Source organism: Nostoc sp. TCL26-01, assembly GCF_013393945.1.
Classification (GTDB): Bacteria; Cyanobacteriota; Cyanobacteriia; order Cyanobacteriales; family Nostocaceae; genus Trichormus.
Genome location: NZ_CP040297.1, coordinates 1,381,017 through 1,403,364, shown reverse-complemented (window position 1 = coordinate 1,403,364; position 22,348 = coordinate 1,381,017). Strand labels below are relative to the sequence as shown.

The 22,348-nt window shown below is 38.4% G+C and carries 21 protein-coding genes; 14 read left to right on the top strand and 7 right to left on the bottom strand.

What is annotated here, in order from left to right; all coding sequences use genetic code 11:
- Positions 1-11 precede the first annotated feature (11 nt).
- Complete coding sequence (locus FD725_RS05990) at positions 12-638, bottom strand: PadR family transcriptional regulator (protein ID WP_179047278.1); 627 nt, start codon at positions 636-638, stop codon at positions 12-14.
- A 166-nt stretch (positions 639-804) separates the two neighbouring features.
- Here FD725_RS05990 and FD725_RS05985 point away from each other — a divergent pair, with 166 nt between their 5' ends.
- Together FD725_RS05985 and FD725_RS05980 are read left to right on the top strand one after the other, a co-directional pair.
- Positions 805-1,221, top strand: coding sequence for a XisH family protein (locus FD725_RS05985; protein ID WP_179047277.1), 417 nt, complete (start codon positions 805-807; stop codon positions 1,219-1,221).
- A complete protein-coding gene (locus FD725_RS05980) occupies positions 1,209-1,610 on the top strand; it encodes a XisI protein (protein ID WP_179047276.1) in 402 nt (133 codons plus the stop codon). Before FD725_RS05985 ends, FD725_RS05980 begins: the two co-directional genes overlap by 13 nt.
- 31 nt (positions 1,611-1,641) lie before the next feature.
- Here the strand turns inward: FD725_RS05980 and FD725_RS05975 are convergent, their stop codons facing one another.
- The gene (locus FD725_RS05975) at positions 1,642-2,040 is read right to left on the bottom strand and encodes a VOC family protein (RefSeq protein WP_179047275.1); all 399 of its coding nucleotides are present in this window, start codon (positions 2,038-2,040) and stop codon (positions 1,642-1,644) included.
- 344 nt (positions 2,041-2,384) lie between these two features.
- Here FD725_RS05975 and FD725_RS05970 point away from each other — a divergent pair, with 344 nt between their 5' ends.
- The 4 genes from FD725_RS05970 (at position 2,385) to FD725_RS05955 (ending at position 8,047) form a co-directional block, all read left to right on the top strand.
- A complete protein-coding gene (locus tag FD725_RS05970; RefSeq protein ID WP_179047274.1) occupies positions 2,385-4,124 on the top strand; it encodes a hypothetical protein in 1,740 nt (579 codons plus the stop codon).
- Between the two features lie 360 nt (positions 4,125-4,484).
- Entirely contained in the window at positions 4,485-5,213 is a 729-nt protein-coding gene (locus FD725_RS05965; protein ID WP_179047273.1) for a hypothetical protein, read from the top strand.
- Positions 5,214-5,342: 129 nt separating this feature from the next.
- Positions 5,343-6,014, top strand: a complete 672-nt coding sequence (locus FD725_RS05960; RefSeq protein WP_179051440.1) for a response regulator transcription factor — start codon at positions 5,343-5,345, stop codon at positions 6,012-6,014.
- Positions 6,015-6,145: 131 nt separating this feature from the next.
- Positions 6,146-8,047, top strand: coding sequence for a CHASE2 domain-containing protein (locus tag FD725_RS05955; RefSeq protein ID WP_179047272.1), 1,902 nt, complete (start codon positions 6,146-6,148; stop codon positions 8,045-8,047).
- 55 nt (positions 8,048-8,102) lie between these two features.
- On the opposite strand, the gene FD725_RS05950 is transcribed toward FD725_RS05955, so the two are convergent.
- The 3 genes from FD725_RS05950 to FD725_RS05940 all read right to left on the bottom strand — a co-directional run bounded on the left by FD725_RS05950 (position 8,103) and on the right by FD725_RS05940 (position 9,416).
- Positions 8,103-8,942, bottom strand: coding sequence for an Rpn family recombination-promoting nuclease/putative transposase (locus tag FD725_RS05950; RefSeq protein ID WP_179047271.1), 840 nt, complete (start codon positions 8,940-8,942; stop codon positions 8,103-8,105).
- Positions 8,943-8,994: 52 nt separating this feature from the next.
- Entirely contained in the window at positions 8,995-9,069 is a 75-nt protein-coding gene (locus FD725_RS33090) for a DUF4351 domain-containing protein (RefSeq protein WP_372726725.1), read from the bottom strand.
- A 95-nt stretch (positions 9,070-9,164) separates the two neighbouring features.
- On the bottom strand, positions 9,165-9,416 hold the full coding sequence (locus FD725_RS05940) for a hypothetical protein (RefSeq protein WP_179047270.1): 252 nt from the start codon (positions 9,414-9,416) through the stop codon (positions 9,165-9,167).
- Positions 9,417-9,727: 311 nt separating this feature from the next.
- Between FD725_RS05940 and FD725_RS05935 the strand changes: the two genes are divergently transcribed.
- The 3 genes from FD725_RS05935 to FD725_RS05925 all read left to right on the top strand — a co-directional run bounded on the left by FD725_RS05935 (position 9,728) and on the right by FD725_RS05925 (position 13,209).
- Complete coding sequence (locus tag FD725_RS05935; protein ID WP_179047269.1) at positions 9,728-12,226, top strand: Calx-beta domain-containing protein; 2,499 nt, start codon at positions 9,728-9,730, stop codon at positions 12,224-12,226.
- A 246-nt stretch (positions 12,227-12,472) separates the two neighbouring features.
- On the top strand, positions 12,473-12,886 hold the full coding sequence (locus FD725_RS05930; RefSeq protein WP_179047268.1) for an element excision factor XisH family protein: 414 nt from the start codon (positions 12,473-12,475) through the stop codon (positions 12,884-12,886).
- Entirely contained in the window at positions 12,874-13,209 is a 336-nt protein-coding gene (locus FD725_RS05925; RefSeq protein ID WP_179047267.1) for a XisI protein, read from the top strand. The genes FD725_RS05930 and FD725_RS05925 overlap by 13 nt, the downstream gene beginning before the upstream one ends.
- Positions 13,210-13,412: 203 nt before the next feature.
- On the opposite strand, the gene FD725_RS05920 is transcribed toward FD725_RS05925, so the two are convergent.
- Positions 13,413-14,444, bottom strand: coding sequence for a CsgG/HfaB family protein (locus FD725_RS05920; protein WP_179047266.1), 1,032 nt, complete (start codon positions 14,442-14,444; stop codon positions 13,413-13,415).
- A gap of 198 nt (positions 14,445-14,642) precedes the next feature.
- Between FD725_RS05920 and FD725_RS05915 the strand changes: the two genes are divergently transcribed.
- The 4 genes from FD725_RS05915 (at position 14,643) to FD725_RS32340 (ending at position 16,644) form a co-directional block, all read left to right on the top strand.
- Positions 14,643-15,425 carry a DUF928 domain-containing protein gene (locus tag FD725_RS05915; protein WP_179047265.1) on the top strand — a complete coding sequence of 261 codons (783 nt, stop codon included), beginning with the start codon at positions 14,643-14,645 and terminating at the stop codon, positions 15,423-15,425.
- Between the two features lie 415 nt (positions 15,426-15,840).
- Positions 15,841-16,188, top strand: coding sequence for a hypothetical protein (locus FD725_RS05910; RefSeq protein ID WP_179047264.1), 348 nt, complete (start codon positions 15,841-15,843; stop codon positions 16,186-16,188).
- Positions 16,176-16,466 carry a type II toxin-antitoxin system RelE/ParE family toxin gene (locus FD725_RS05905; protein WP_179047263.1) on the top strand — a complete coding sequence of 97 codons (291 nt, stop codon included), beginning with the start codon at positions 16,176-16,178 and terminating at the stop codon, positions 16,464-16,466. The genes FD725_RS05910 and FD725_RS05905 overlap by 13 nt, the downstream gene beginning before the upstream one ends.
- Before the next feature lie 52 nt (positions 16,467-16,518).
- Entirely contained in the window at positions 16,519-16,644 is a 126-nt protein-coding gene (locus tag FD725_RS32340) for a hypothetical protein (protein WP_256871858.1), read from the top strand.
- A 26-nt stretch (positions 16,645-16,670) separates the two neighbouring features.
- Here FD725_RS32340 and FD725_RS05900 read toward each other — a convergent pair whose 3' ends face one another.
- A complete protein-coding gene (locus FD725_RS05900) occupies positions 16,671-19,331 on the bottom strand; it encodes a CHAT domain-containing protein (RefSeq protein ID WP_179047262.1) in 2,661 nt (886 codons plus the stop codon).
- A gap of 168 nt (positions 19,332-19,499) precedes the next feature.
- On the opposite strand from FD725_RS05900, the gene FD725_RS05895 reads away from it, so the two are divergent.
- The gene (locus FD725_RS05895) at positions 19,500-22,211 is read left to right on the top strand and encodes a filamentous hemagglutinin N-terminal domain-containing protein (RefSeq protein WP_179047261.1); all 2,712 of its coding nucleotides are present in this window, start codon (positions 19,500-19,502) and stop codon (positions 22,209-22,211) included.
- Positions 22,212-22,348 lie beyond the last annotated feature (137 nt).

The window sequence follows — 22,348 nt, the reverse complement described above, 5'->3', positions numbered from 1 at the left end:
CGAGTTCCTAGCTATTTTTCTGCCAGTATTGTGTAAATTTCTCGTTTCACCTGTTCTAGTAGTTCCCGGACTCGTTGCATTCGTTCTACATTGCCACTACGCGCAACTTGCATGACTGCAACGGCTAACTCTCCCGCCGCATTCCGCAACTCCATCAACTGCTGGGGTTTACCTTTGACAAAGTTTTTAAAAGCATCCCCAGGGGAATCTAAATCTTCTTGTTGGACACGCCCAGACAAGAGTTTTCTACCCTCATCTGTAATGGTGTAAATCCGTTTACCACCTTCAGCTTGACTCGTCAGATAGCCTCCATCCTCCAACATTTGCAGGGTGGGATAAACCGAGCCGGGACTGAGGCGACGAAAACCACCATAGCGGACTTCCATAGCTTTGATTAAATCATAGCCATGACTGGGATGCTCGGATAACAATTCCAACAACAGGAATTTGATATCACCCCGGCGAGTGCGATATTCCTCTCCCCAACCACGCCCAAACATCTCATCACCCCAGTCTCTACCATGATCTCTACCACGATGCCGACCATGCTGAAAGTGATGATTGAACATTAATCGCTCGTCTGGGCTAACGCCTACCCATGCAGGTGTGAAAAAGCGTGGACGAAAGTGTTTAAACATAAGTAAGTCCTGAATCTATTTCTTCTACTATACGATATATCGTGATATATTACGATATATCGGAATAGAATTTTTGATTCAGGATTTTAGGGTGCAGGTTTTCTGATCCCAGACCCTAATATGACAAGCTCGTAAGAGCTAACTTCACACCTCAAAATACAACTTCATGCCTGCCAAAGACCTTTATCACGATGCTGTAAAAAATGCTTTGATTAAAGATGGATGGCTAATAATTGCTGATCCTTACATAATTAAATATGAAGATGCTGAACTGTATGCTGACTTAGCCGCAGAAAAACCAATCGCAGCACAACGCCAGGGGCAGAAAATTGTTGTAGAAATCAAAAGCTTTGTGGGTAAATCTCAAATGTATGATTTTCACAATGCCCTTGGACAGTACATCGTCTATCGCAACCTCATCCAAGTCAGCGAACCTGAATATAATTTGTACCTAGCAATTGACGACATTGTTTATTTAAACTTTTTTCAACGTCCATCAGTTCAACTCATTACCCGCCAAAATAATCTGCAATTAGTTATCGTAGATATCCAACAGGAGCAAATCGTGCAATGGATACTTTAACCCAATATCGTTATATAGTTCAAGAAACTATTAAAAAATACTATGACTTGGCTAATTCTCAACCCGCCAACACGAAACAAACTAAAATTAGCGATGGTATTCCATCCAGTGTAACTGATGGCGTTTTACCTAACGTAAGCGATCGCCTAATTTTAGACGATCAACGCGATCAATACCTGTGGTTGCGTTGCGGCTGGGATAGTAAAAGACGAGTGCAGCACATTATCTTATACCTCCAGATTCAAAACGGTAAAATCTGGGTGGAAGAAGACAACACCAACTTAGAGATTGTTGATGCTCTGTTAGCAGCAGGTATCCCCAAAACTGATATTATTTTGGGTTTCCATCACCCTAGTAAAAGGGCCTTAACTGAGTTCGCCATTACATAGAAACATCAAGACATTTGTTTGATTATGTCAATCATTTGAGTGCATAATCAGGCTGATACTCAACTAACTCAATTTCATTCCCATCAGGATCATTGACATAAATTCTGTGCTTGGTTTCTGGTGCTGTCATCGTGTAATATTCAATCCCTTGTTTCTCCAGCCATTGTTTCATCGCTTCCCCATCTGCAATCACAAAGCCGACGTGATTAATCCCAATCCCTTCGTAGGGTTGCTGTAAGCGCTTTTGCCCAGCATAATCATTCAAGGATATATAGAATTGATGATTGCCAAAATGTATCCAGCGATCGCCATTATCTGATTTTCCTTGAGCGCGTACATACCAATCAGGAAATAGAGTTTGGTAAAACTGCTGAGTTGCATCAATATCTTGACAAGCAACGTTGAGATGTTCAAAGCGAGTAAAGTTCATAATTCGCTCCTTTTAAGTTGAGATTGTTTATTTAAGTTCTTGTCTTAATCATAGTCGATATGACTATGAGTTGTGTTCGGAATTTTTAAGAGTATTATTTTTGACAGAAGTTCTAGATTAAGTACCACTGATTTTATTTGGTATAAATATTTGTATTTATGTGAATATTTATACATGATTTCACATACTAAAATATATTCTCGCCTAAGATTTATTTAAGTTCTGAAATTCAGAATACTGCATAAAATCACAACATTAAACAAATAAATCAATTAAGACATTCGCGCTTGGTTACTTACTAAGTGACAATAGCATTTGTCAAAATAGAAAAAGGGAAGTTATTAATGATGAAATTCCAAAAAATTGCTTGTGCTTTAACTCTTGCTAGCACCTTAATCACAGGTATGACATTTAAGGCTAATGCTGAACAACCCCTGGGAGTAATTACCCGTCAGAGTGAAGTTGCGCCGGAAGGAAGCGCGCGTGAGATTAAAGGAGTGTTTCTTCTAGAAAATGTGACGAAATATCCCTTAATAATTGAACTACCATCAATCAAAAACGAGTCATACGCATTTAGTTTAGGAGAAGGTAGAATCTTGCTAAAGCCTGGCGAGTCAAGAACTGTAACTTATACTGGAGGGATTTTTCAAGATGGCAAGTGGCAAATTAACTTTGATTTAAACCTCCGCAGTGAACAGGGAATACTCGCTGGTCGGCATACTGTAGATATTTACTTTTTAGTAGAAAATGGTAAATATCAAGCATCCACTTATGAAAAACTATTTTTAGTTCCAGATGAAAGAGATTCAGTCTTGGGAGATTCATTTTCTGTTAACAAAGATGATGGTTCCATACCTCGCGCTCCTGTAGGTAATATTAGAAGGCCAGCAATGAAAGAATTGCTGAATATGGAGCGAGAAACAATTTTCAAAATTCCCACAGAATCATCAGGTGGCAAAGAAAGTCCAAATATTATTAAAGTTAAGCCGGATCTTATCCGACGGACTATTCGCAAACCAGTTTTAAGGGACTTCCCTCAACCAAAATCTCAGAAGTTAAATAAAACCTTGCTAGCAGCAGGAACTGTCCAAGCAAATGGGGTATTTTCTTGGAGAGGCATGGACAATTTATTACATCCTGCCTTTGGTTGGCGTGTACGCGCCTGGAGACAACAGGGTGGTAGCTGGGTAAACGTAGCAGAAGATTGGATTGAGGCTAACGGTACATGGAATCTGTCATTTCCTCAAGAAGCAGGAAAAGTCAAGTTTCAGTATGTAGCCTTTAACCGCTTTTTTACACCGCAAACTTCTGCTGGAGATACCTATCGCTGGGTAGGGCCAGAAAGAAATAGTGTCAGCTTAAGTCATAACGAAGGCAGTTGGATAGCAAATACTTCCACTGGTGCAGTCCGGGGTTTAGGTGAAATTTATGATGAAGGGATGAACCTCTGGTCTAAACTTTACTGGGATGGAGGGATTAATCCATTAAGGAAAGATTCGATTAAAGTGGTTTTCCCCAATACAGCCTATGATTGCGGCAATGGTAGTGGAGTGCCTTGGAGTTGTGCTAACACTGGTGGGAATATTTGGTTAATTCCATCTCACGCTAGCCGCAACGGGGTGATGCAACATGAACTGTCTCACCAAATTAACTATGAGTACTGGAACAATAACAGACCTCCCGGTTCTGGTGGTAGCCATACTCTAGGTGACTGTTATACCCCTGGTTTAGCGATGATGGAAGGCTTTGCTAATTTTATGGTGTTCTGGACACAATCTGACCGTGGTGCATCTCCTGATGGTGGCTTTGATTTTGCTGTAGAAAATCCTACTTTTGCTTGTCAAAATCCCATTAATCGGAACGAGTCATGGGTAGCAGCAACATTCTGGGATTTACACGATACCCGCGCTGATGGACAAGATAATTTGTGGTTTGTTCACCCCGGTGCGGTTCCAGGGATTTATTTAAGAACTGGGATGAAATCTGGTATGGCAGATTTTGCCACTATCTACCGCAATGCGGCGAATGCTGAACATCGCACAATTATCGATAATATTGCTCGTCAGGACTTTATTATTCCTTAGTTGATACTTCTATGCCCACATCAATACACATCTGGTGAAAATGAATGTAGAGACGTTGCAGTGCAACGTCTCTACAAGCATTTCGGGCAACGCAGAATTAATTTCTACCAGATGTCTAATATGCCTCTTGCATGAATCCGGTTAACCCGTAATACCTAATTTTTGGTTACTGTGATTGAACCTGACATAACTCATTGTTAGCGATAATGGTTGCACTTTTATGCCAATAGTTTGGCTGTTCCTTGCTATCTATCCGAGAGCAAAAGAAAGTATACTCAGTCATCTGTACATTTATTAATTGTCTACATGACATATTGATACTGATGTAGTTGTAGAAAATTAGTCCTCTAGAAGACAGAAATGCTTGTTCTCACATACTTTGTAGTAATTCTTACTTGTGTTGCGGTTTTATTCTACTTGTTAATATCTTATCAGCAAACACAAAGAGCGTTAATTTGGTGGAATAGTAGGCAATGGCTGAGAATGTATCAAGCTGGTGAAACAATTCAAAATGGTTTGCTGCAAGAGTCATTTGTTATCCGCAGACATTTAGAAATATCATCTATAAATCCCGCTTTCTCTCAACCAGAGCAAGACCAATATTTCTTGGCAACTATCGAAAAGTTTCATCATTCTTTAAAGGAACTAAGTGACTATTTATCTCCTCCACACATTGATAATAGTCTACCGCTAGCAATTTGGTATTTATTAACTAAATGGGAATCACGCCTTCCTGGATTAAAATTGCAAATAGAATTGCCTACGGAATGGCATCAGGAATTACCTTCTACCAATCGTTTAATTTTGATGATACTAGAAGAGTTTTTGCAAATTACTTTAGCAACAATTCCCAATACCCTATCTATATTTATTAGCTTAAGACCACGAAAAAACTTTAGTGAAATTATGGTTCGATTGACTGATTCAAATATACAAAATAAAACTTATAAATCAAACTTTCTAGAGTTAGACTATCTGCGATATACATTTAATTTTTTAATATTTGGAGAATGCTTGTATCAGCACAACAATAATACTGAAACTTGGTATTTCCGTTGGCAACATTTACGGACAGATATGAACATATAGAACTAATATTTGATTTCCGAATTAAAAGACATGGATGTGGTGGGAAATGCCCACCCTACAAATACTATCGCTAGAACTCTATTGCTTGAATACGCAAATCAATTCACTAATCAAAATGGATGCCTATATATGTATCAATGTGTAGAAAAGCCAAACAAACAGAAAATTTTGGTGATTGATGATCACGAATCAGTTTTATATGCAACTGTCAATGTATTAAAGCAGCATTATCCAGAAGCTGATATTTTCCAAGCACAAACCATTAAATCAGCACTCAATCAAGCTGAAAGTATCAAGTTTGATTTAATTATATTTGATTTATCTATGCCAGCAAACGTTGGGGAAACTGCTCAAACTGAGAATGGTATTCAGTTAATTAAGACCTTGATGCGTCAATATCCAACTCTCAATATTGTGATTCAAACCGCAACTCCTCGTGCTTTAATCCGACTCAAAGCAGCAATTAGTAATCATGAAGGAGGTTTTACAGTTGCAGATAAAGGCTTGCCAATGAATGAGATGTTAACTAAAGTTGATTGGGCGCTGAGAGGTGTTAATTATACTCCTAAAGAAATGCGTTCTGGCTTGGAATTAAAACCAGAATGGATCAAAGTTATACAAATGGCATTTAAAGAAGGATTACATGATATTCCTATTGGACAGCGACTGAATGTTGCTGAACGAACAGTTCGCCACTATTGGACTAAAATTTACGATGTGTTAGGAGTTTACCCAGATAAGAGCAAGAATCTCCGCATTCAAGCTGAAATTCGCGCAAGAGAAGAAGGGTTAATTGATTAGTCAGATTAATAGTAGGGTGTGTTATGGACTTTAGTCCTAACGCACCTAAGATTTTTGATGATGCGTTAGCCCACCGATGAAATATTTAGGAAAGTATTAACTAATAAAAATGTAAAATCTCTAAAAATTTTATGATTTCTCGATTTTGGAGAAAAATTAATTTAGAAAACAAAACTTTCTATTTAGGACTAATACCAGGATTTTCGGCAATTCTGTTTATAATAATATTGCGATTGTTGGGGACATTGCAATTTCTAGAATGGTCTTTGTTTGATAAGCTTATGTACCTGCGTCCCCAAGAAAAATTAGATGAAAGAATTTTGATTATAGGGATTAATGAGAAGGATATAAAGCAGATTAAATCATATCCAATTCCTGATAGAGATATTGCTAAACTATTAAAGCTATTAAAAAGTTATCAACCCGTTGTCATTGGACTAGATATTATCAGAGACTTACCACAAGAACCAGGACATAAGGAAATTGTGGAAATTTTTCAAACAACTAAAAACTTAATTGGTATTGAGAAAGCTATAGGTGATACCAAGGGTGAATTTTTTCATGCTCCACCTAATTTACCTGATAAGCAAATAGGATTTGCTGATGCTTTAATTGACACAGATGGCAAGCAAAGACGTAGCCTTTTAATGGCACTAAACAACGATAAAAAATGGCGATTTTCTTTTCCTTTGAAGTTGACAGAGTGTTATTTAAAAACAAAAAATATTTTTTTAGAAAATGTAGAAAATGACGAGTATGGAATCAAGTTTAATTCAACTATTATACCTCGATTTCAGCCCAACTCAGGTGGATATATTCGAGCCGATGCTAACAGTAGCCAAATATTAATTAATGTGCGCGATCGCCAAAAACCTTTTCACAGAGTTTCCCTCACAGAAATTCAAAGCGGCCAGGTCAATCCTGATTGGATTCGTGGCAAAATAGTCATGATTGGGATGACTAGTTCCAGCGCTAAAGATTATGCAACTTCATCAGCAATTAATAGCAAAAATCCAGCCCTAATTCATGGTGTGGAAATCCAAGCTCATGTAGTGAGTCAATTAGTTAGTGCAGTATTAGATCAGCGCTCAATGATTAATGTTTGGGCTGATGGCTGGGAATATTTATGGATTATTACTTGGGGGGTTTTAGGATTAGTTTTAGGGCGTGTCATTTACAATCCCTGGAAGCTGCTGTTTGGGATGGCGATCGCTATTTTTTGTCTAGTGATAATCTGTTATGGATTAATTATTATTGGTTGGTGGATTCCCCTTGTCCCAGCATTTTTAACTTTAGTCTTGAATGGTATAGGTTTAGCAGCTTTTTATCGATACAATGAAGCCTTAAATCGCATTCAAGACCGACAGCTAATTATCGACCAAACCTTCGATGCTATCCATAGTCATCCCTTGCAAACATTAAACATCATTTTGCGAGAAGTGCAAAGCGATGAAAGCTTATCACCTCCAGAATTTGTATCTAAACTTCAGCAACTCAATCAAGAATTACGCGATGTTTATGATTTAGTCAGACAAGAGGCTGTAATTGACGTAGATAGTTTTTATTTACAACAAGAGCAAAGACTAGATTTATCTCAACCTTTGGATGAAATTCTCTTTGAAGTCTACAACGAGATTGTAGAACGAGATTATACATACTTTCAAAATATCAAATATAAAGTACTCAAATTTGAACCACTTGATGAACGCCATTTAACTACAGAACAAAAACGAAGTCTCTGCCGTTTTTTAGAAGAAGCATTGCGTAATGTCAGAAAATATGCTCATGGAACTACTCGTCTTGAGGTAATTTGTACTCAAGAAGAGGGGAAAAATGTCATTCGAGTCGCAGATAACGGTTTAAAGATTGAGGCGATGGCAGATTTATCTCCACATTCAGGGATGGGAACCAAGCTAGCTAAAAATTTAGCCAAACAGTTACATGGTGAATTTAAGCGCTATCCTAATTCACCAAAAGGCATGGTTTGTCAACTCACCTGGACTGCAAAAAAATTCTCGTTGTGGCGATTTTAGCTCCCCGACTTCTTTAGTAATTTCTAACATTTTTTTCTACCTCTGTGCGATTAGCTTAAGCCTTGAGTGCTTCTAACCATGAGTGCAAATTAGCCATACTGGTAAAATCCAGCAATGCTTCGCCCAGATTTTCTAATTGCTCTAAAGATAGAGTTTCCACCTGCTCACGCACCTGTTGCGGTAATTCTCCTACTCGTCGAGTTAGTTGGCGAAGAATGAGCGATTTTTCTCTTTGTTCTGCCTCTTCCTTAATTTCTCTGTAAACTCGTGTTTCTTGGAGTGTAATACCTAACATTTTTTCTACCTCTGCGCGGCTAAGGTGTTCAAACTTGTACACCATGATTGTAGTAATTAATTCAATTATGGCGCGATTTGTAGTTGCAGTCTGTTCAATAGCAGAACGTTCTAGTAAATATCTAGCTTCCTGTGGTGCTAGTTGCTCATTTACCGTTGTCAACACCATTAAAGCTACCCACATAGGTAAGGCGCGAATATCTCCTAACTCATTCAAATATATCCGATGCACTTGTTCGCTAGAAAGAAATGCTCGGTGAGGATAAAGATCACTTTGTTCCAGACTACGTGATGGGTAAATAATGACTATTTGCCAATCACTAAACCTATCCCGGTAGCGATAGAAATATAACCAAGATTCGGCAAATACTCGCTCATACAGTCTTTCATCCTTGTAAAACTGCACTTCACAGAAATACACTGTCCCCGGATTTCCGGTTTCTGGTGGGAGAAACACGCCATCAATCTCAAATTTTGGTTCTTTGACAGCTACTGAATCAAATTTATATTCATACGCATTTGTCGGTGGATTTGTCAATAGTTCAAATAGCAGTGTGGGTGATTGTTGAAACAGTTTGTAAAATATGGAATCTCGACGCATGAGATATGTTACTACACGAGCAATGATGAAGGCGATCGCGTACTCCTGTTGATTAGCTTAAGCCCTCAGTAACCATACTGCTAAAATCCAGCAATGCTTCGCCCAGATTTTCTAATTGCTCACGCAAAAGTAGTAGGGTGTGTGACGCTCCGATCAGATTTTAAAGAAGCAATGAGACTTATAGCGTCACGCACCAACTAAGTAGTAACGCATCACTAATCCTCATTCCTCTCCTCGCAGCAACCGTTCTCGATGCTCATCTCCTTCCCGTCGAGTCCCCGAAACCCATTCCTGAGCATCCTCACCCAATAGCGGATAGGGAGCCATACCCTTCAAATCGTTCCATTTGCGTTTTGGTTGCGCTTGAGTGATATGTTTCTTCACACGTTCCACCAAATGCCCCATCACTGTCAATTGCTCTTCTGGAGTCAGTTCTTCAATCTCGCTTAAAATTTTTTCAAGTGAGGGACTCATTAACTTAACCGTTGTCAACTGCTACAAATTTTAGCGTCTTTACTCCTGTAATGGGCTGTGGAAGGAGGGGATCTATACACAGCAATTTTCCATCTTCAACCCAATACAAATAACCGCTCACTATATTTTGCGCCAAAATGCAACCAAGATGGCACAAAGGTGCAATCAAATTGGCAGAAATGGCTAACAAATCCTCATGTCAATTATTTATTGTGTTAATCAAACGCAGTTGTGATGAAATTTACAAGTCATTGCATCATTCATCAATTCATATCTGAAACATCTACAAACCCAAAAAGGAGAATACAAATATGGCTATTTTTTTACTGAACGATAACTTTAATTCTGAAAACAACGGTGTTTGGAAATATAACTATACTAATTTAGCTAATTGGACTATTACCGATGGTAGTCTTGATTTAGTTGGTAATGGCAAGGATGATTATTTACCGAGAAATGGTTTGTATTTAGATTTAGACGGTAGTACCAATAATGCTAGTCGCCTAGAATCTAAAACAATATTTAACTTTAATACAGGAGATAAAGTTACTCTCAGTTTTTCCCTAGCAGGTTCTCAACGAGGAGATACTAATTCTGTTGCTGTATCTGTTGGAAATCTGTTTAGTGAAACTTTTATCCTCAGCAGTTCTCAACCATTCACTAAGTTTACCCGTAGCTTTACAATTACTTCAGCAGCAAATGGAAAGTTGATTTTTGACCATGCTGGTGGAGATACTTACGGACTGCTGCTGGACAATGTAGAGTTAATTAGAACGGCCAGTAATAGCCTCGAAATAGCCAATTCTCAAACAGAATTTTCAGCTATTCAAGGACAAAATAACTGGTATTACGGTTACTATAACGGGCCATTTAATAGTTCTGATTTCCAATTGATGACCCAGTTTATCGATTCTTCTACTTGGTTCGTTCAAGAAGGAACTTATTGGACAAATCTAAGAGCAATAAGTGGTCATCCTAATGGAAAAACAACAGGTGGAGGTCGGCTACCTGTTGAGCAATGGGCAGTTCGACGTTGGGTAAGTGAAATTGACGGTACTGTTGATATTTCTGGAGATTTAAAATCTCTTAGCAGCAGCTATGGCATTGTTGGACGAATTTTCGTTGACGGGGTAGAAACTTGGTCACAAATTCTAGATGGAGGACAAGGCATTAATTATAAAGTTAGAGTTGCCGTAAATAAGGGGTCATTTGTTGATTTTGCTCTCGATCCTAGAGATAGTAATGATTTGTATGATACATCGGAATTTACAGCTACAATTTACAGTAACACTTCGCCAAATAACGGAACCTTAGTTTTTAGTTCTCCTCAATTTAGTGTCCGAGAAGATGGAACCCCTATCGCAGCTGTAACTGTCACTCGCACCAATGGTAATGATGGGGCTGTGAGTGCCAAAATCAACTTAAAAGATGGCACAGCTAAAGCACCAAGCGACTACAACAACACAGCAATTACTGTTAATTTTGCCGATGGGGAAACCAGCAAAACCGTTACCATTCCTATTGTCAATGACATCATAGATGAATCTAATGAAACCATCACACTTACTTTAAGTAATCCCACAGGTGGCGCAACCTTGGGTACAGTCTCTAATGCAACAGTTAGTATTATCGATGACGACCCTCAACCTATAATCAAACTCAGCGCTAATCAAACCATTGTCGAAGGTTTAACTAATCCTCAAAACGCTGGTTACACCATCAGTTTATCAAATCCCAGTAGCCAAACTATCACAGTCCAATACACTACGGCTAATGGTACGGCTACAGCAGGTTCAGACTACACCGCCACAACTGGAACTCTGACTTTCAACCCAGGAGATACGAGTAAGGTCATCAATATCCCCATTCTCAATGATTCAGTCAACGAAGTTGATGAAACCTTTACTCTGAAGCTGACTTCTCCTACCAATGCGACTCTGGGGACAACCAATACAGTCACGACAACTATCACCGATACTCTGAGTACTGCGGTTACTACTACGTTACCCACTAATGTGGAAAACCTCACTCTTACAGGCACAGCAGCCATCAGTGGGACAGGGAATGCAGGTAATAACATCCTCAAAGGTAATAGTGCTAATAACACTCTTGCTGGTGGTGATGGCAATGATACTTATGCCTACGTAGCTAATACCACCTTGGGAACTGACACAATTACAGAAACTACCACAGGCGGTATCGATACGATTAACTTTACTGGTAGCACTGTGGGTGTGAAGGTGAATTTGGGTGTGACGACATCGCAAACGGTGAATAGCAATCTCAAATTGATTCTCTCTGCCAATAATGTCATCGAAAACGCTACGGGTGGTGCAGGAAATGACCGTCTGACTGGTAATTCGTTGAATAATATCCTCAGTGGTGGTAGTGGTAATGACCAAATCCAAGGTTTAGCTGGAGATGATACTCTCTTTGGCGGTGCGGGTGATGATATTCTCACTGGCGGTGCTGGTAGGGATAGGTATCTGTTCCAAGGTGGTGGAGTCAGCACTTTAGGTGTTGATTACATTAGCGACTTTGCTGTAGGACAAGATTTGATTGTGTTGAGTAAGGCTAGTTTCACAGCTGTGATTAATGGTGTGGGACAAGCTTTATCTGATTTTGCTGTTGTCAGTGATGATGAGTTTGTCAATGCCAGCAATGCCCGGATTGTGTTTAGCCAAGGTAGTGGTAGTGTGTTCTACAATCAGGATAGTAATGTTTTGGGTACGGGAACTGTGTTTGAGTTTGCCCGTTTGGGTAATCCTGATATTACTTTGAGTGCTAGTGATTTTAGTTTGATTGCCTAGATATACACAGAACCCCGACTTTTTAAAAAGTTGGGGTTCTTGTTTTTTAGAAAAAAATCCACATTTTTAAACTATTATCTTATTATACTGTATAGCAATTTTCAGTTACACGATAGGTACACTCTAAATTCTAGTCTCTAGCCTCTGATCTCAATGAGATGTACCTAACTCAAACGAGAAACGCTATGAGCGAATTATTCAAACCCCAAATCTGTATTAAGATGAGGGTAGCTGTGTTGTAACGCTATGGCTCGTGATTTATTCCACAATATTGTGAAGTCTGCATTACAAAAAGATGGCTGGATCGTCACAGATGATCCGCTAAATATTCGATGTGGTGGAGTTGATGTTCAGATTGATCTGGGTGCGGAGCAACTTATATCTGCCCAGAAAGCAGGAGAAAAAATAGCAGTTGAAATTAAAAATTTTGTCAGTGCCTCAAAGATTTCAGAATTTCATATGGCACTAGGACAGTTCATTAATTATCGTACTGCTTTACGGGCTGAAGAGCCAAATAGAACCTTATATTTAGCAGTACCATTAGTAATTTATAACGACTTCTTCAACTTACCTTTTATTCAAACTGTAGTCATTGAAAACTCTTTAAAGCTAATTATCTATAACGTTGAGACGGAGGAAATAGAAAGATGGATAAATTAAATGAATATCGGATAAAAGTCAAGCACTTATTAACTAAATATCTCCAGTATAAACCCAGTTATGGCGATGTCGAAGTTGAACAGATTTTTGATAATGAACATGATCATTATCAAATTCTTAGTGTTGGATGGAATAATCAAAAAAGAATTTATGGGCCGATAGTTCATCTCGATATCAAGAATGAGAAAATTTGGATTCAGCAAAATACAACTGAAGCTGATATTGCTTTAGAATTGATGGAAATGGGTGTGCCTAAACAAGATATTGTTATTGGTTTTCATACACCAAAAATGCGCTATTTATCGGGGTTTGGGGTAGGATAAAGTTTTAAATAATACTAATTGTATAAATTTTAAATATACATAACTTCAAGTTTTCTACTCTTGATTACCTCAACTATCTCCGGTATCTTGATTTTACCCCAGTCTGTGCGATCGCCTACTAATATCATTTCACGTTAATCATGATACACATAAATTATGTAGAGACGTTGCAATGCAACGTCTCTACTAATTTTATTAATATATTATTGAGCAGGTTTAGCCATATCCCCAACTTTGAATTTTCCCCCGGTAGTAATTTTGCCCACGCTAGATGTAGCATCCACATCAACTAGTTCAATCATGCCTATTGACTGGGTAATACTGCGAATTACTCTACCATTTGTGGGGTCTTTTACTTGTTTCGTCACTCTTTCTATTGATAGCTTCATCCCAACTCGATAGCCATCAGATTTGCCTTTGTTTAAAATTACAGTATTGCCAGTGATATCAGCTATAGCTGCATTAACACTAGGTAAAGGTTTTGGTAAGGCTGCTAAATTGGCTGATTTGGTATTCAATTCAGCAACTACTTGATCGATGGCTTTTTCAGTTGCTTTAGTGATTAATTTGCCTTCATTACTAGTAGCAGAACCGCCACCAATACCAAATACGCTGACTTGAGTATCTGACTGACTATCATTACCATTACCTTCAGCTACAAATAATATTTCGGCTGTATTTGTATTCACTACTCGAATATTTAATTTGACGAAAGCATCGGTATCAGTGGTTGCTGCACCGAATCCAAATAAGCCGCCTCCAGATTGTCGTTGCTGAATGTCAAACTGTGTAACTGAGCCAATGATTACTGCTTCTACACCTAAAATTCTGCCAATTTGGGCTGCTGTACTAGCATCGACTCTTCCAGAGTTACCTAAATTTTGTTCTCTTAGAATAGCATCTATTTGACTGCGTTCAATGACAACAAAATTACCGTTTTTGACTAACTTATTGACTAGAATATCGCTGACACCCTTACTTCCTCCTGAAAAAACTGATAATAAGCTAGGATTGCTAACACTGCTAAAATCAAAATCGAGAACGGCAACTCTCGGTTTTTCTCTAGTTGCTGATGCGGAATTATTCTGTTGAGCTATTTGGAAAATCTGTGTTTCTTGGGCATTAGCTGATTGTACCGCAAACAATCCTGAATTTATGATTAAATAGGAAGCGATCGCTGGCACATATAAGCCCAATTTGAGATATTTGTTTTGATATAAATTATTTTGATTCATCTGTTTATCCTCTAGGCGAAAAATTGAAAAGTTAAACTACCCGCATTTTTTAAGAAATCGGGGATCTTGCTTGCCATAGCACTCAAGAAAATTTATTTCCAATGACAGATGTATATTAGAATTTATGTGAATTAAGTATTTTGCACCTTTCTGCCAAAATGTTGGCATCTTTCAGCATTTTTTCGCCAAGCATTAGCTATGAGTCAGAATTTCTTTACACTAAGACAATATTTAACTAGCAAACTGCTGTTTAGTTGCACTCTCATACTATATTTAATCCTCACAACTACAGCTATAGCTAAATACACACCCCCGAAAAATCCCTCTAATCCCACAACTCCTACTGGTTCCAATGGGAGCAGAGGTAATGGATGTCAAGGAGATGCAAAGACAAGCCTAACAGCCCTTGCACCGCTTACTTATATTGGACAAACGGTGTCTTTACAACCGACATTTGTTTGGTTTGTCCCAGATTCTCAAAGTCGAAAAATTGAATTTACTATTTATAAGTATGTGAATGGTAAGTTCGAGAAGATTGACACAATCCTGATGCAAAGTTCGCCGGGAATTATGACATATTCACTTGCTAATACTAAAACTAGTTTATCAGTGGGAGAAAAGTATTTATGGCAAGTTGCTTTATTATGTAACCTTAACCATCCTTCCAAAAATTTAATTGCTAGAGCTGAAATTGAAGTGGTGACAATAGCACCTAGTTTGAAGAATGCACTTGCTCGGACAAAGGAGTTTTTGCAACGTTCAGATTTATATGCTGAAAAAGGATTATGGTATGATGCAATGGCGGAAATACTAAATAATTCTGTTAATAAAGCATCAATTTTCCAGCTATTAGTAGAACTCAAAAATTTAGAACTAGACGAGATTAGCAAAATTTCCGAACCTGCGCGTAAGAAAAGTTTGCAACAACAAGTTTTGCGACTGCAAGAAATTATAGCGACTGAACAATTAAATCTTAAGTAGGGGAAGCAAAAAGTGGTGTGGATGTTCCTCCCACTTTAGAGGACGTTTGAAAAGTCTGTTTCTTTGTCATGTTGAATGCAGCGTAGCGGAATGAAACATCTCGGTATGTGCCACAAAACCTAGATTCTTCCTGACGCTCCGCTCCAGTCAGAATGACATTTTTATACCTACTGAAACTTTTCAAACACCCTCTTATTGCCGTTGTATTATGGCGTAGTGCAATGCACCGTGTTATCCGGTGGTGCGTTAGGCGCTCAAAGTATCTTTTTCGAGGCAATTCATTCTCAAATGTGCGCCCCTAACAAACCCTACATTAATTAGATATCTTGTTGATCAAGTTGGTGCAACCTGCTCGAAGGGCTGATGATTTATAATTGCTATATTTATAGCAGAGCTACTAAAAAATTCAAAGCTTATGACAGAAAGTAATATTAAGCAGCAAATTTTAGAACATCTGGAAATATTACCTCCAGAACAGGTAAAATGTCTTGTCTTAACGTGGCTTATTGATACATCTGCTTCCTTAGAAGATTTTGAATGGTTACTGACAAATCAATCTATTCAAACGACAACAGAATCATTGGAGTATGGTGAGATAGATGCAGGATTAAATTTTCAACCTCTGACTGAAGCGCAAATGGTTCAGCAGAGTCAATCTGCTCTGGAAGCTTATCTTCGCACAGGTTCAGGAATACCCCATGAACGTGTGCGTGAATGGGCAGATAATTTAGGAACTAATCAAGAGCGTCCATGTACCAGATAGTTTGGACAGAAGCTGCAATTGATGACTTAAATCGTCATCACAATTTTATCAAAGTTAATAATGATGATGCAGCAAGACGCGCAGTACAAGCAATTGTCTCTTCAGGTGAGAGTCTACAACAAAATCCTCATCGAGGCGCAATTGTAGACGAGATAGGAGGATTGCGAAAACTTTTAGTTTCTTTTGGTAAATACGGCTTTATTATTCACTACGTTATTCTGGAAGATGATGTTGTGATATTACACATTTATCACGGACGAGAGAATCGACCTCGCTAAAAAATTCAAAGCTTATGACAGTAAATCTTAAGTAGAGAAAGCAAAAAGTGGTATGGATGTTCCTCCCACTTTATTGCCGTTGTGTTGTAGCGTAGCGCAACGCACCATGTTATCCGGTGGTGCGTTAGGCGCTCAAAGTATCTTTTTCGAGGCAAATTATTCCCAAATGTGCGCCTAACACACCCTACATTCTAAATAGTTTCTTTACAGCCAATTACCAATTAAAATTAAAGGCGACCAATAAGCAGGGTGAGCAAGTTGTCCTGTTGTTGTTTTTCCGGTAATCATTTCTATTTGAGCAGATTGTAAAGCTTCCGCTTTACTCATGGTAGGATTATTTAACAATTTGTTGTAGAAACTAATAGCAATTTGTGCTGTGGAATTATCTTGAATTGCCCACAGGGAGGCTAAGGTGCTTTTTGCTCCTGCTTGGACTGCAACACCTGCTAATCCTAATGCAGAACGCTCATCCCCTACGGCTGTTTGACAAGCAGTTAAAGTTAACAATTCTAATGACTGATTGCTGTGAGTAATTTTCCGAATTTGCTGTTCTAATTGGTTGAAAGAAAGTGTTTGATTATTGCCTGTGGTTGTGTCTTTTTTACCTGTAATAATAAACGTATCTTCTGGTTCAGTCCCAAATTCGCCATGTGTGGCGATGTGGATAATTGGGTAGGCTTGTTGCTCTAGTTCTTTATTTAGGCGATCGCTGGTAAAATTATCATCAAGTAGTTTCTTCCCTGGAATCGTCGCCAGCACGCCATCTATTTCTGTCTGCACCTCAGAAAGTGGTTGATATATCTTACGATTAATAGTGGCATTGACAGTTAAACCCAATGCCAACATCCGCAAGTTTCGGCGATTTGCAAGATTGCTATCAATCAGATTTAAACTGGGAATTGTGGCAACAGCATACTTTTGAATCAGAAATTGTTCTCCATCATAAAGTGCAGCCATCGGTACACTTCGCAATATGCCATCTTGGATAAATACCAAAGTTTTGATGTTAAATTTCTGGAGTTCTGTAGTGAAAGGCTGAATCAGCCAATCATACATTTGTTTGGCTAGTCTGGTGTCATATCCGCCAATGTCATTGTAGTAAGTTTCTAAGCTTCTGCGAAAGTCGTTAATTGTGTTGATAAAATCTTGGCGGTTGATAGCAATTGAGCTTGATTTATTTTCACCACCTGGAAGAGTTAAAATGACTGCAATTTTATCTTCTAAGATAATAGTATTTAAAAAAGCTGTTTTTGGATCACCTTTTGCTTGTATGCTGGTTTGGGCAAAGGGCGCAATAATACAATCATCACCAAAATAATTCTGTAATTCTGCAAGTTTTAGGGAATCCATTGTGGTGAGAATAGAACTTAGATTATTCTTGCTATCTTGAGAAACTAGGGATTTATTGGCAGTTTCTCTTGGTTCTGCTAAACTCAATCTCAATGCTACTAAATCACGATAAATCGGCTCAATTGTATCTCGGAAATCAAATTGAATATCTCGATTTGCTGTTAAGATATCACGACGAATCGTATCTAAAGTATTAGTTGCTCGTTCATAAGCAGAAATCGCTGCATCTATTTTTCCCTGAGCTTTAAAAATGCGTCCAGTTTGCCATTCCCACAAATACAAACTATCCTGTGCTTTTAAGCCTTGTTCAGCAGCTAATCTGGCTTTATTGGTAATTTCCAGAGCTTTTGCATATTCTTGACGACATTCATATATATGTCCTAATTCCCCTAAAGCAAAGGATTCTGCCCGAAAATCACTGATTTTTTCAGCTATGGTGGCGGCTTGATTCAGTAAAACTGTTGCTTTTACTGATGTTTCAGGTTCAAGACAGCTAAGTCTCGATGTGGTTTCAGTGGTGATAGGTTGGAGTAAATGCACTAAGTTGATAGCTGCATACACACTTCCACGATTTTGTGGTAAACGTTCTAATAAGCTAATTGCTTGTTGTAAGCTGTTGGTAGCCTTAGTTGTCTCCTGATTACGGTAATATAGGGGGATGATTCGTAAATGCGATCGCATCTCTCCCACAACATCGTTTTGACTGCTGGCTAGCTTTAAACTTGCTTGCAGATATTCTAAAGCCTTGGTATCCGCTTGTTTCCCTTCATCCAGAAGTTTTTGCGGTTCGTCTCCCCGTTGTGTTGCTGAATCTGCTTGTCGATATTTAACTAAAGCTTGGCTAATGTGAGCATTACCTAAACTATAGAAAACTGAACCACGCAAGGCAGGTATATTAAGTTTATTAGCAATGGCTAGACTTTTTTGCAGATGTGTAATTGCTAATTGATAATTGCCTGTCAATCTATTTGCATCACCCAAACTTCCCCAAGCTGCGGCTTCGCCAAGTAAATCTTTGTGAGTCTGAGCAATTTGTACAGCGCTGTCACTACTGCAATGATTGTTTTTATCAGGATTACATAAAAGAGCGATCGCTTTTGTGGGTTGTCCTAAACTACTATACACCTGAGCAAGTTCAGTGAGCGATCGCCCCACTTGCTGCAAATTCCCCTCTTGACGATAGTAAGTGATAACCTGCTGCCACTGTGCGATCGCTTGTGTGCTTTGCCCAACTTCTCGATAAACCCGCGCCAAATTTTCGCGCACAATCAAAGATGCAGCCGTATCTTGATTTTGTTGATAGATATTTAAAGCTTTTTCCCAACTTGCAATCGCTGCTTTTATATCTCCACTTTGGTAAAGTTCCAACCCTCTATTAACAAGTTGATTTGTATCAGGAGATTGGGCGCTGACTCTAAGTTCCAATGTACCCAGCCACAAGCAAAACATCAAACTGCACAGAAATATAAATCCCAGCCAGCGACGCACTTTTAATTTAATGTTTTTACTTTGCATAAGGAAAATTTTTATCAGATGCTTAAGTTTAAACATAGTATATTTACGGTAAAGATTTTATAAACTTAGTTTTGTATTTTAGCCATAATCAAGTATATTTACGAATATTCAGATCCACGACTTCTCTGAAAAGTCGTGGATCTAATACTTTCGCGCCATCATATAGTCATGCAAAAAATTATTAAAACTCTCACCCAACTATGTGTAATAAGTTGGCTAGTTTACATTGCCAATGGAAAAGTAGTTTTAGCCCAAAGTAGCAATATTGTCCCCGATGACACCCTAAACTCCGAAAGTTCGCTAGTGCTAGAAAATCTCTTTGGCAGGCCTATAGAATTAATTCTAGGAGGAGCCATTCGAGGTCATAACCTATTCCACAGCTTTCGAGAGTTTAATGTTAGTGAAGGACGAAGCGCTTATTTTATTAGTCCCAGCGCTGACATTCAAAATATTTTGGCAAGAGTGACAGGAACAAATCGTTCGGAAATTTTTGGTGTTTTGGGTACTCTGCAAAGTGACTTTACTCGTTCCAATGCCAATTTATTCTTAATTAATCCCAATGGCATTATTTTTGGTCAAAATAGTAGCTTGAATCTTCGTGGTTCATTCGTCGCTACAACTGCGGATGCAATGCAATTTAATAATCAAGGATTATTTAGTGCTGCAACTCCCCAAGTTCCTCAACTTTTGACAGTTAATCCTTCAGCTTTTTTGTTTAATCAAATCCAACCTGCACCAATTATTAACCAATCAAGAGGAGCAAATCTTTATCCAACAAAAGCAACAGGACTGACCACAAGCTACGGTAAGAGCTTATTATTCTTAGGTGGTGATGTCATTTTAGATGGAGGATTTTTAACAGCTTTTGGGGGAAAAGTTGAATTAGGAGGACTCGCAGACAAGGGTAGTGTTGGATTAAATATAGATGGTGATAATCTCGATTTAATATTCCCAACTGATGTTAACAAAGCAGATATTTATTTAAACAAGCAAGCATTGATTAATACAACTGGATTTAGTGGTGGTGAAATACAGTTAGTAGGTAATAGCATCAAAATTACAGAAGCATCCATAATTTATTCAGCAACCGTCAGAGATCAAAACGGTAGAGACATAAAAATACAAGCATCACAATTAGATATTTCTGATGAGTCTGGAATTCAAACACTTACAACAACTGGGGGAAAAGGTGGAGATATTATCATTGATACGCAAAATTTGAATATGTCTGGTATGTCTGGTATTCCTGGCATTGTTACACGTACAGACGGGGCTGGAAATAGCGGGGATATTTTTATTAATACAGAAAACTTGAATATGAATTTGGGTTTTATTAGTTCTGTAACTTTAGGCGCTCAAGGTAATGCAGGCAATGTATCAATACGCGCTAATGATTCTGTCAACTTAAATACTAGTATCATCAATACCTTCGCTTTGGGTTTAGGTGATTCAACTGCTCAAGGTTCTGGAGGAAATTTGCTAATTGAGGCTAAAACGTTAAATGTTGCAGATGTATCTGCTATAGCAAGTACCAGCTTTTTAGGAGAAGGAAATCCAGGTAATATAACGCTCAAAATTGCAGATTCTATCAATTTATCAAATAGCAGGGTATTTGCTAGTTCTTTTAGTGTTGCGTCGGGGGGTAATATTAATATTGAAACTGGTACTTTAAATATCCGCGATGGTAGTCAAATAATTAATAACAGTGTTGATCCATTCAGCATTGGATTTTTAAACGTTTTACAGAATAATCCCATTGATGATCCAGTTATTCAAGAATTATTCATCACTAACTTACCAGACATATTTGATCAGATTATTGCAGCAGGCGCTCCAACTAATCTTGGTCAATTAAACTCTGGAAACATAAATATTCATGCTACTAAATCAGTAGTCATGAGTGGTAGATCACCATTTGGACAAATCCCTAATGTCATATCTACTGAAACTCAAGGTGCAGGAAAAGCGGGAACTCTCACTTTAGAAACAGGAGAACTAATTGCTACCGATAATTCTGTCATCTCAACTCAAACTACAAGTTCAGGTGATGGAGGCAACTTAATCATCAAAGCTGGTACAGTTGACTTAACTGATAATGCTCAAATTGTTGCCCTAAGTGAAGGAACAGGAAAGGCTGGTAATATTGATTTGAATGTTGCCAGAAATTTGAATGCAAATAATAGTAAGATTTCTACTTCCTCTGTAGTATCTTCTGGTGGAACTATCAATATCACTGCCGAAAATATCCGCCTTTTTGGTAATAGCGATATTCGCACGAATGTATTTAGCGGTGAAGGTGGCGGCGGTAATATTATCCTCACCGCTAACTCAATTATTGCCCTTGATGATAGCGATATTCTCTCATTTGCGCGTGATGGTAAAGGTGGTGACATTAGATTCAATACTCGTGCATTCTTCAGTTCTCCCTTGTATAGTCCTAATACTATCAAATCTGACATTGCTACTATCAATACTCTTGAAGGTAATCAACAAGTTGAAGTCAATGCTAGCGGGGCAATTTCTGGAACCATCACCGGTATACCTGATATAAGTTTTCTCCAAAATAGTTTGACAGAACTACCACAAAACCTGACCGATCCTAACGCCTTACTTGCTAATAGTTGCATTGCTAGAAGTAATAATCAACCAGGCGGTACTTTTTTCATCACAGGTTCCGGTGGCTTACCTGAACGTCCTAGTGATGCACCATTGTCTACATATTCTACTGGAAATTTCCAGTCTGTATCCAGTGCAAATAGTTCGTCTACAAGTAGTGTTAAGCGTCCCCGATGGAAAATTGGCGATGCAATTATCGAACCACAAGGAGTGTATCGACTGACAAATGGTAAGAGAGTTTTAGGTCGAGAATGTGCTTATTAAATGTAGTGGAGCGACACGACTAAAATGATGCAAAAAATTGTAGGTTGGGTTGAGGCTTTGGGAAACCCAACATCAAAATCCATACTAGGTTTTTCATATCCATGTTGGGTTGCGCTGCGCTTAACCCAACCTACATC